Source organism: Paracoccus sp. UBA5162, assembly GCF_002413585.1.
GTDB lineage: Bacteria > Pseudomonadota > Alphaproteobacteria > Rhodobacterales > Rhodobacteraceae > Paracoccus.
Genome location: NZ_DHXG01000040.1, coordinates 2,515 through 12,160, shown reverse-complemented (window position 1 = coordinate 12,160; position 9,646 = coordinate 2,515). Strand labels below are relative to the sequence as shown.

The window sequence follows — 9,646 nt, the reverse complement described above, 5'->3', positions numbered from 1 at the left end:
TTCGGCGCGCTTGACGAGATCGTCCGCGACCGGTTGAACGAGGCACTGCTGGATCTGTGGGCCAAGACCGGAAAGACCATCGCTTTCGTGACCCACTCGATCCCCGAAGCCGTCTATCTGTCCACGCGCATCGTCGTCATGTCGCCGCGGCCGGGGCGGATCACCCGGATCATCGACAGTTCCCTGCCGCGCGATCGCCCGCTGGACATCCGCGACACGCCCGACTTCATTGCGCTGGCGCACGAGGTCCGCGAGGCGCTGCGGGACGGGCACGGCGATGACTGACGCCGCCATCGGAGAGATGCGCGGCGGAGGAATGCTGCGCCGGGCCGCCAAGGGCCGCACCCTGCCCGTCCTGGCCGTCCTGCTGGCCATCGTCGCGATCTGGTATGCCGGCGCCGTCGGCCTGAACGCGCAATGGGTGCGGGATCAGGCGGCGCGCAGCGAGACGGTGCTGAGCACTGGAGAATTCGTCGTCCGGACGCTGAGCCTGGATCGCCCCGTCCTGCCCGCGCCGCATCAGGTGGCCGCCGGTCTGTGGGACGGGATCGCGGGGCAGAAGATCACCTCGAAACGCAGTCTTGTCTGGCACGGCTGGGTCACGCTGTCGGCGACGCTGGCGGGCTTTGCCATCGGCACCGCGGCGGGGATCCTGCTGGCGGTCGGCATCGTGCACAACCGCGCGATGGACCAGTCGGTGATGCCTTGGGCGGTGGCCAGCCAGACCGTGCCGATCCTGGCCATCGCGCCGATGGTGATCGTCGTCCTTGCCAGCGCGGGGATCACCGGGCTTCTGCCCAAGGCGGTAATCGCGGCCTGGCTGTCATTCTTCCCGGTCCTGGTCGGGATGGTAAAGGGGCTGAGGACACCCGACGCGATGCAGCTGGATCTGATGAAAAGCTGGTCGGCCTCGCCTTCGCAGATTTTCTGGCGGCTGCGGCTGCCTTCGTCGATGCCCTATCTGTTCGCCAGCCTGAAGGTGGGCGTGGCGGCGGCGCTGGTCGGCACCATCGTGGGCGAATTGCCGGCGGGCGCCAGTTCCGGCCTGGGCGCACGCCTGCTGTCGGGCAGCTATTACGGGCAGACGGTGCAGATCTGGTCGGCGCTTTTTGCCGCGGCAGCACTGGCTGCCGGGCTGGTGATCGCGATCGGCGCGGTCGAGAAGATCGCTCTGCGCCGGATGGGGCTGGCCCGATGACGCTGCTGAAGATCCTTCTGGTCTGGCTGGCCGGCTGGGCGCTGAACATCTGGCTGGCCCGGTTCGACACCAGAACGACACGTCTTCTCGTCGCGGTGATCTTCGGCGCGACGATCCTGATCCTGTGGGAGATGGTCGTGCGGCTTTATGCCGTACCCTCGGTCATTCTGCCGGCGCCCAGCCAGATCGCTGCCGGTTTTGCCGCCAATACCGCGATCCTGTGGACCGATTTCGTGCAGACCATCGTCAAGGGCGCGCTCAGCGGCTGGCTGATCGGCGCCCTGTCGGCGATCCTGACCGCCATTGCCATCGACCGTAGCCCTTTTCTGCAGCGCGGGCTGCTGCCGATCGGAAATTTTGTCGCCGCCCTGCCCATCGTCGGGATCGCACCCATTCTGGTGATGTGGTTCGGCTTCGACTGGCAATCCAAGGCCGCCGTGGTCGTGGTCATGGTCTTCTTCCCGATCCTGGTGAACATGGTCGCGGGACTGGCCGCCACCGACCGGATGCAGCGCGACCTGATGGCGACCTGGGCCGCGCCCTATGGCGCAAGCCTGTGGAAGCTGCGCCTGCCGGCCGCGATGCCGTTCCTGTTCAACGGGTTGAAGATCACCACGACGCTGGCGCTGATCGGTGCCATCGTTGCCGAATTCTTCGGCAGCCCGACCCGGGGGATGGGCTTTCGCATCGCGACTGCCGTCGGGCGGCTGGAATTGCCGCTGGTCTGGGCGGAAATCCTTGTGGCGGCCATCGCCGGATCGCTGTTCTATGGCATTGTCGCGCTGATCGAGAAGAAGGTGACGTTCTGGCACCCGTCGCAGCGCAATCAACGGGGCTGACCGCTCCAACAGAGAGGTGTATGATGAAGAAACTGATGCTTTCGGCCGGCGCCCTTGCGCTGATCGCCGGCGCCGCCCAGGCGGCGGAAGACCTGACCCTGCAATTGAAATGGGTCACGCAGGCGCAGTTCGCGGGCTATTACGTGGCCAAGGACAAGGGCTTCTACGACGAAGAGGATCTGAACGTCAACATCAAGCCGGGCGGACCGGACATCGCGCCGACGCAGGTTCTGGCCGGCGGCGGCGCCGATGTCACCGTCGAATGGATGCCCGCAGCCCTGGCCGCACGCGAAAAGGGCCTGCCGATCGTCAACATCGCCCAGCCGTTCAAGAAATCCGGCATGATGCTGACCTGTCTCAAGGAAAGCGGCATCACCGATCCCAAGACCGATTTCAAGGGCAAGACGCTGGGCGTCTGGTTCTCGGGGAACGAATATCCGTTCCTGTCCTGGATGAACACGCTGGGCCTGTCCACCGATGGCGGACCCGACGGGGTCACCGTCCTGAAACAGGGCTTCAACGTCGATCCGCTGCTGCAAAAGCAGGCCGCCTGCATCAGCACCATGACCTATAACGAATACGGACAGGTTCTGGATGCGGGGCTGACGCCCGAAGATCTGGTGACCTTCAAATACGAGGATCAGGGCGTCGCCACGCTGGAGGACGGCCTGTATACGCTGGAGCAGAATCTTCAGGATCCGGCGATGGTGGACAAGCTGGCCCGGTTCGTGCGCGCCAGCATGAAGGGCTGGACCTATGCCGCGGAAAACCCGCAGGAAGCGGCCGAGATCGTGCTGGAAAACGACGAGACCGGCGCCCAGACCATCGCGCATCAGACCCGCATGATGGGCGAGATCGCGAAGCTTCTGGAAGGATCCGACGGATCGCTGGACGAGGCCGATTATCAGCGCACGGTCGATACGCTGATGTCGGGGGGCTCGGACCCGGTGATCTCCAGGGAACCCGAAGGGGCCTGGTCGGCGGAAGTGACCGACAAGGCAATGAAATGATGACAGGTCCGGCGCGGGTCGAGCTCCGCGCCGGACCTGCCGCAAGGGGCCAAGGACGACGATCATTTCGCGCGGAGAACTGGACGGCCTCAGACGAACCGGGGGGATCGTCGCGCAGTCTGTCCCGATCAAGGTGACCCGGCCCGGCCCAGCTTGGCCGCGTCCCGTTCGACGCTTCGAGAGACAAGCCCCGCCTCTTGCGGATCCCGGCAAGCCGGGCGAGACAGCGGTCATGAAACCGGACACGCGGAAACATTCGTCCCTCGAAGATGCGCAAGGCATCGCCTTCGGCAGCTTCATGGCCGCCATCGGGGTTCTGTTGCTGACCCATCTGGGCTTCGTGACCGGCCAGACGGCGGGGCTGGCGATCCTGATCTCCTATGCGACGGGTTGGGAATTCGGCCCGGTCTTCTTTGTCGTCAACCTGCCCTTCTACTGGCTGGGCTGGAAACGTTTCGGCCCTGTCTTCGTGGCCAAGTCCTTTGCCGCGGTGGCGCTGTTATCCGTGCTGACCATGGTCCTGCCCTCGCTGATGCAATTCGGACCCGTGCATCCGGCCGTGGGCGCGGTGCTGTTCGGCTGCCTGACCGGTGCCGGCTTGCTGGCGCTGTTCCGGCACGGCTCGTCGCTGGGCGGGATCGGGATCGTCGGGCTCTACATTCAGGACGCGACCGGGTTCCGCGCGGGCTGGGTGCAGATGGCGTTCGACGCGGCCCTGTTCCTGATCGCGCTGAGCCTGCGCGACCCGATCATTGTCGCCTGGAGTTTTCTGGGGGCGGTGGTCCTGAACCTGGTGATCGCGATCAATCACCGGCGCGACCGTTATATCGTTTGACGCCTCTATCATCGAATGGCGCGGCGGCCCCCGTCGGGACCGCCGCTTCATGTCCTAGCGCGCGGTTTCGCGCAGGATGTCGCCCTTGGCGTCGATTTCCAGCGTGACCTGTTCGCCCGCGGGATTGGTTGCATCCAGGGCAAAGCGCGGACCGGCGCGGCGGGGTTGGGCCAGATCGGTGTAGCCCGCATCGCCCAGCACCTTGTCGATCGCCGCGCGATCCATCATCGGCGCCCGGCCCGGCCCCTCGCCGGGGCGTTCACCGCGACGATCACCGCCGCGCGGACCTTCCCTGTCGCCGTCATGGCCGCCCATCATGCCCGGGCCGCGACCCTTACGTGATTCGTCCTTGCCGCCGTGCTCACCGCGTTCCGGACCGCGCCCGAAACGCCGGCCGTCACCATCCTCGCGGCCAAAGCGCAACAGCCGGCCCTCGGCGTCGAAACCCGCGCGGAGATCCTCTCCATCCGCATCCTCGCCGCCGATCATCACGCGCGAATCCATCGTGGCCAGCTTGCCGATCGTTGCGAACTGGCCGAAAACCGCATTGTCGCGCACGCTCTGCGGCAGCATCGCGTCGATCAGCGATTGCGGCATCGCGGCGTCGTCCACATCGACCATGACGAGATTGCCGCTCTCGTCGATGACGGCTTGGATCTCACCGCCTCCGGGCAGGTTGCCCTCGATGCGGTTGCCGCCGTGCCGGGCCTCGCGCGTCGCGATGTCGGTCAGGTTCAACGCGCCCAAAACCTGCGGCAGCTGCGTCTGCGGACTGGATTGCGCCGTGGCGGGGGCCTGGTCCTGCGCCAACGCGCCGGTGCCGATCGCGCCCATCAGCGCCAGGATCACGGCAGAGGTTCCCAGTTGAATTCTTCTCATCGTCTTTCCTTTCGTCAACTCTCCGGCCTTTGCATGGCCGGGACGAATCGGTTCTAGGACAATCATGCCGAACCAAGGACCAACCGGCCATTTGGTTTCCATTGGGTGGCAAGTCGGCATAGATGATCCATGCGCCGCAATGTCCTGCCCCTGCTGCTGATCGCCATCCTGTCCCTCGGGGCCGGTTTTTCCCTTCCCCTCGCCCGCCAGCCCGCCGCGATGGCGCAGGATTTTCAGCCGCTGCCCTTCGACCGTCTGGCCCGGCGCGTCAGCGACCGCTATGCCGGCCGCCTTGTCGGGGCCGAGATTCGCCGCCCCAGCCCCCGGGAACACGAATTGGGTGCGGCGCTGGTCTATGAATTCCGCCTCCTCACGCCCGAAGGCAACCTTCTGCGAATCCGGCTGGATGCCCGCACCGGTCGTTTTCTGGAAGTGGCCGGTCGCGGACAATTGCAGGCGCTGCGTCGCGGCAAGGACCGGCCCTAGCTGACAGATGATGACGAGGATTGAATGCGCGCGCTGATTGTCGAGGATGACCCGGTTCTGTCCGGGCAGCTTTCGCAGGCGATGAAGGATGCGGGCTTTGTGACCGATCATGCCGGCGACGGCGAGGCCGGAGAGTTTCTGGGCGCGACCGAATGCTATGACGTGGCGATCCTTGATCTTGGCCTGCCGGGCCTGTCGGGGATCGAGGTTCTGACCCGCTGGCGCGAACAGGGAATCCACATGCCGGTGCTGATCCTGACGGCGCGCGGCGACTGGACCGACAAGGTCGCGGGCTTTCGCGCGGGCGCCGACGATTATGCCGTCAAGCCCTTCCGCCTGGACGAGGTCGTTTTGCGCGCGCGAACCCTGATCCGGCGCGCGGCCGGTCATGCCCGCTCCGTGATCGCCGCAGGCCCGCTGCGGCTGGACAGCCAGTTGGGCGTCATCACCCGCGACGGCGTGGCACTGAAACTGACCGCCTTCGAGGCGCGCATCCTGTCCTATCTGATCCACCACCAGAATCGCGTCGTCAGCCGGACCGAATTGTCGGACCACCTCTACGAGGCCGATACCGATCGCGACTTCAAGTCGATCGAGGTCGTGATCGGCCGCCTTCGCCGCAAGATCGGCGACGGCCTGATCCAGACGCGGCGGGGCGAGGGCTATGTCCTGCGGGCGCTCCCATGATGCGCTCGATCCGGGGGCGACTGCTGGTTCTGGCGGCGGTCTGGCTTGGGGCGGCCCTGCTGGCGGCGTTCCTGGTCATCTCGAATCTGCTGGACGATTTCGTCACCGACCGTTTCGACGCCGAAACGAGGGCGGCTGCGGATTCGCTGATCGCCGGACTCGAGGTCGGCGCCGATAACCGGATTGCGGTCGCGACGCCGCCCGCCGACGCCCGCTTCGGCCTGCCCTTCAGCGGCTGGTATTGGCAGGTTGCAGCGGACGGCCGGGCGGTGGCGCGATCGCCCTCGTTGCTGGACGGGCGGCTTCAAGGCCCGCCGGGCAGCTATGCCGGCCGGCCGGGACGCGGCGCGGATGGCGCCCATCTGCGGGTGTCGCGGCAAGAACTGACCATCCCCGACAGCGATGCCCGCGTCGCCGTGACCGTCACAGCGCCGGCTGACGAAATCCGCGCCAGCCTGCGCCAGATCCGGCGCCCTCTGGCGATTTCGCTGGCGATCCTGGGTCTTGGGCTGGCGGGGGGCACCGTCGTTCAGGTGGCCGTCGGGCTGCGCAGCCTCGATTCGCTGGGCGCCGATCTGCGTCGGGTGCGCGAGGGCCGGACCCATCGCCTGCCCCTGCCCGACGTGTCGGAACTGCGCCCCCTGACGGCCGAGATCAACGCCGCGCTGGACCAGAACGCCACCCTCCTGGCGCGGTCGCGGCGGCATCTGGGCAATCTGGCCCATTCGCTGAAAACGCCGCTGGCGGCGCTGGCCAACGATCTGCCGGGCGATCATCGCGGACAGGCGCTGATCGCGCGCATGGACCGGCTGATCGGCTGGCATCTGCGGCGCGCCCGTGCGGCCCAGCCCGCGACCCTGGGACAGCGCACCGCGATTGCCCAGGTGATCGACGACATCCTCATCGTGCTGCGTCACCCGATGGCCGACAAGGGCATGACCGCGCGGATCCTGGACCCTGCCGCTGCCGCTGCCGACTTCTTCGGCGAACGGCAGGATCTGGAAGAGATGATCGGCAACCTGGCCGAGAACGCGGTGAAATGGGGCCGCTCATGTCTGGTCTTTCGCATCAGCGCAGGACAAGGGCGGGTTCTGATCGCCATCGAGGATGACGGCCCCGGCCTGGCCGAAACCGACGCGCCGCGCGCGTTGATCCGCGGTGCGCGACTGGACGAAACAGGCCCTCCCGGCGCCGGCCTGGGCCTTGCCATCGTCGCCGACCTGGCCGCGCTGCACGGCGGCGAGTTGCGGCTTGAACGGGCGCCGACGGGCGGATTGGCGGCCATCCTGGACCTTCCGGGCTCGATCCGGGACGCGACTCGGGCGGGTTGATTTTACCATTTGATAAAAAAACGCATCTGTGCCAGCCTGAACCTGACCAACAGGTGAGCCAGGAGACACGAATGTCCCAAGCCAGGTTGTCGCCAGGCATCGTCCCGGGCCGTCTTGCGCCCGAGGATCTGGCGCTGAATTTCCGCGACATTGCCCCGCCTCTGACCGCGCACGAGGCACAGGTCGCCGCCGATCGCTGTTATTTCTGTCACGACGCGCCCTGTATAACGGCCTGTCCCACCGCCATCGACATTCCGCTGTTCATCCGCCAGATCGCGACCGGAACGCCGGATGCGGCGGCGATGACCATCTTCCACGCCAATATCCTGGGCGGTATGTGCGCCCGCGTCTGCCCGACCGAAAACCTGTGCGAGGGCGCCTGCGTCAGGATGGAGGCCGAGGGCAGACCGGTCGAGATCGGCGCGCTGCAGCGCCACGCCACCGATGGGCTGATGGCCAGGCCGGGCCATCCGTTCCGGCGGGGCGCGCCGACCGGCAGGCGGATCGCCGTCGTCGGCGCGGGACCTGCGGGCCTGTCCTGCGCGCATCGGCTGGCGGCCAAGGGCCATGAGGTCGTGATCTTCGAGGCGCGCGACAAGCCCGGCGGTCTGAACGAATACGGCATCGCCAGCTACAAGACCGTGGACGGCTTTGCCCAGGCGGAAATCGAATGGCTGCTGGGCATTGGCGGGATCACCATCGAGACCGGCAAGGCCCTTGGCCGCGATCTGACACTGGAAGGTCTGACGGCGGACTACGACGCGGTTTTCCTGGCGATCGGCCTTGGCGCCACGAACGCCCTGCGGACCGGCGATGAAGGAATCGGCAATGTCGGCGACGCGGTGGATTTCATCGCCGAACTGCGGCAGGCCGCGGATCTGGCCGGCCTGGCCGTCGGCCGGGATGTCGTGGTGATCGGCGGCGGAATGACCGCGATCGATGCCGCCGTGCAGTCGAAACTGCTGGGGGCCGAAAACGTGACCATGGTCTATCGGCGCGGGCAGGACCGGATGACCGCCAGCCGGCACGAACAGGATCATGCCAGCGCATCCGGCGTGCGCATCATCCACAACGCCGCGCCGGTGGCAATCCATGGCGACGGCGCTGTCGCAGAGGTGGAATTCTGCTATACCGAGGACAGTCCCGAAGGTCTGGTCATGACCGACCAGCGATTCCGGCTGAAGGCCGACCAATTGTTTCGCGCCATCGGACAGCGGCTGGACGAGGCGCCCGGATCGCCGGCGCTGGAGGGCGGCAAGATCGCCGTCACCGGCCCCGGCCGGACCAGCCTCGACAAGGTCTGGGCGGGCGGCGACTGCGCGGCCGGCGGCGACGACCTGACGGTGACGGCGGTGGCCCAGGGCCGCGATGCCGCGGAAGATATTCACCTGAGCCTGTCGCCATGACGGAAGGACCGGCCATGATCGAGAAACCGTCTTTTCGTCTATGGCCTGCTGCGGGGTGGGGTCACGATGATCCGGCTGCTGCCGGACCGCGCGGCCAAGACAAGGATTGCCCCATCGACCGCAAATAGCTGAAATAGGCCCGGCCCGTCTGGCCCGTTGGAAGGAAGGACAAGCGATGGCTGATCTGCGCAGCGACTTTATCGGGATCAAGTCTCCCAATCCGTTCTGGCTGGCCTCGGCCCCGCCCACCGACAAGGAATACAACGTCCGACGGGCCTTTCAGGCCGGATGGGGCGGGGTCGTGTGGAAGACATTGGGCAGCGAGGGACCGCCCGTCGTGAACGTCAACGGCCCGCGATACGGCGTGATCCATGGCAATGACCGGCGGGTTCTGGGCCTGAACAACATCGAACTCATCACCGACCGCCCGCTGGAGGTGAACCTGCGCGAGATCAAGCAGGTCAAGCGCGACTATCCCGATCGGGCACTGGTCATCAGCCTGATGGTGCCCTGCGACGAGGATAGCTGGCGCAGGATCCTGAGCCAGATCGAGGATACCGGCGCCGACGGGGTCGAACTGAATTTCGGCTGCCCGCACGGGATGTCCGAACGCGGCATGGGCAGCGCGGTCGGACAGGTGCCGGACTATATCGAGATGGTGACACGCTGGGTCAAGCAATATTCGCGGATGCCCTGCATCGTGAAGCTGACGCCGAACATCACCGATATCTGCAAACCGGCCGAGGCTGCCCGGCGCGGCGGGGCCGACGCGGTCAGTCTGATCAACACGATCAACAGCATCACCTCGGTCGATCTGGATCTGTTCGCGCCGCAGCCCACGATCGACGGCAAGGGTGCGCATGGCGGGTATTGCGGGCCGGCAGTCAAGCCGATCGCGCTGAGCATGGTGTCGGAAATCGCGCGCGGCGCGGACACGCGCGGGCTGCCGATCAGCGGCATCGGCGGTATCACGAC

10 protein-coding genes and 1 pseudogene are annotated in these 9,646 nt (G+C 66.5%); 10 read left to right on the top strand and 1 reads right to left on the bottom strand.

Annotated features, from left to right (window positions below; genetic code table 11):
* From B4A72_RS05580 to B4A72_RS05560, 5 genes and pseudogenes are all read left to right on the top strand, one after another.
* Window positions 1–285 (top strand): annotated as a pseudogene (locus tag B4A72_RS05580) (ABC transporter ATP-binding protein); the annotation flags it as partial.
* A 31-nt stretch (window positions 286–316) separates the two neighbouring features.
* Window positions 317–1,198, top strand: a complete 882-nt coding sequence (locus B4A72_RS05575; RefSeq protein ID WP_292958222.1) for an ABC transporter permease — start codon at window positions 317–319, stop codon at window positions 1,196–1,198.
* A complete protein-coding gene (locus B4A72_RS05570; protein WP_292958194.1) occupies window positions 1,195–2,037 on the top strand; it encodes an ABC transporter permease in 843 nt (280 codons plus the stop codon). The genes B4A72_RS05575 and B4A72_RS05570 overlap by 4 nt, the downstream gene beginning before the upstream one ends.
* A 23-nt stretch (window positions 2,038–2,060) precedes the next feature.
* Entirely contained in the window at window positions 2,061–3,047 is a 987-nt protein-coding gene (locus B4A72_RS05565; protein ID WP_292958192.1) for an ABC transporter substrate-binding protein, read from the top strand.
* A 232-nt stretch (window positions 3,048–3,279) separates the two neighbouring features.
* On the top strand, window positions 3,280–3,882 hold the full coding sequence (locus tag B4A72_RS05560; protein ID WP_292978208.1) for a YitT family protein: 603 nt from the start codon (window positions 3,280–3,282) through the stop codon (window positions 3,880–3,882).
* 54 nt (window positions 3,883–3,936) lie between these two features.
* Here the strand turns inward: B4A72_RS05560 and B4A72_RS05555 are convergent, their stop codons facing one another.
* Window positions 3,937–4,761 carry a hypothetical protein gene (locus B4A72_RS05555; RefSeq protein ID WP_292958188.1) on the bottom strand — a complete coding sequence of 275 codons (825 nt, stop codon included), beginning with the start codon at window positions 4,759–4,761 and terminating at the stop codon, window positions 3,937–3,939.
* A gap of 129 nt (window positions 4,762–4,890) precedes the next feature.
* Between B4A72_RS05555 and B4A72_RS05550 the strand changes: the two genes are divergently transcribed.
* From B4A72_RS05550 to preA, 5 genes are all read left to right on the top strand, one after another.
* Window positions 4,891–5,247: a PepSY domain-containing protein gene (locus B4A72_RS05550; RefSeq protein WP_292958186.1), complete on the top strand. Its 357-nt coding sequence runs from the start codon at window positions 4,891–4,893 to the stop codon at window positions 5,245–5,247.
* A gap of 24 nt (window positions 5,248–5,271) precedes the next feature.
* Window positions 5,272–5,934, top strand: a complete 663-nt coding sequence (locus tag B4A72_RS05545; protein WP_292958184.1) for a response regulator transcription factor — start codon at window positions 5,272–5,274, stop codon at window positions 5,932–5,934.
* Entirely contained in the window at window positions 5,931–7,265 is a 1,335-nt protein-coding gene (locus tag B4A72_RS05540) for a sensor histidine kinase (protein WP_292958182.1), read from the top strand. Before B4A72_RS05545 ends, B4A72_RS05540 begins: the two co-directional genes overlap by 4 nt.
* A gap of 71 nt (window positions 7,266–7,336) precedes the next feature.
* Complete coding sequence (locus B4A72_RS05535; RefSeq protein WP_292958180.1) at window positions 7,337–8,671, top strand: NAD(P)-dependent oxidoreductase; 1,335 nt, start codon at window positions 7,337–7,339, stop codon at window positions 8,669–8,671.
* Between the two features lie 175 nt (window positions 8,672–8,846).
* Window positions 8,847–9,646: NAD-dependent dihydropyrimidine dehydrogenase subunit PreA (preA, locus tag B4A72_RS05530; protein ID WP_292978207.1), on the top strand; the 800-nt coding region annotated here is incomplete at its 3' end.

Bases quoted from the DNA above. Each gene is read 5' to 3' on its own strand.
- B4A72_RS05575 (WP_292958222.1), top strand. From the start codon at position 317: ATGCTGCGCCGGGCCGCCAAGGGCCGCACCCTGCCCGTCCTGGCCGTC.
- B4A72_RS05570 (WP_292958194.1), top strand. From the start codon at position 1,195: ATGACGCTGCTGAAGATCCTTCTGGTCTGGCTGGCCGGCTGGGCGCTG.
- B4A72_RS05565 (WP_292958192.1), top strand. From the start codon at position 2,061: ATGAAGAAACTGATGCTTTCGGCCGGCGCCCTTGCGCTGATCGCCGGC.
- B4A72_RS05560 (WP_292978208.1), top strand. From the start codon at position 3,280: ATGAAACCGGACACGCGGAAACATTCGTCCCTCGAAGATGCGCAAGGC.
- B4A72_RS05555 (WP_292958188.1), bottom strand. From the start codon at position 4,761: ATGAGAAGAATTCAACTGGGAACCTCTGCCGTGATCCTGGCGCTGATG.
- B4A72_RS05550 (WP_292958186.1), top strand. From the start codon at position 4,891: ATGCGCCGCAATGTCCTGCCCCTGCTGCTGATCGCCATCCTGTCCCTC.
- B4A72_RS05545 (WP_292958184.1), top strand. From the start codon at position 5,272: ATGCGCGCGCTGATTGTCGAGGATGACCCGGTTCTGTCCGGGCAGCTT.
- B4A72_RS05540 (WP_292958182.1), top strand. From the start codon at position 5,931: ATGATGCGCTCGATCCGGGGGCGACTGCTGGTTCTGGCGGCGGTCTGG.
- B4A72_RS05535 (WP_292958180.1), top strand. From the start codon at position 7,337: ATGTCCCAAGCCAGGTTGTCGCCAGGCATCGTCCCGGGCCGTCTTGCG.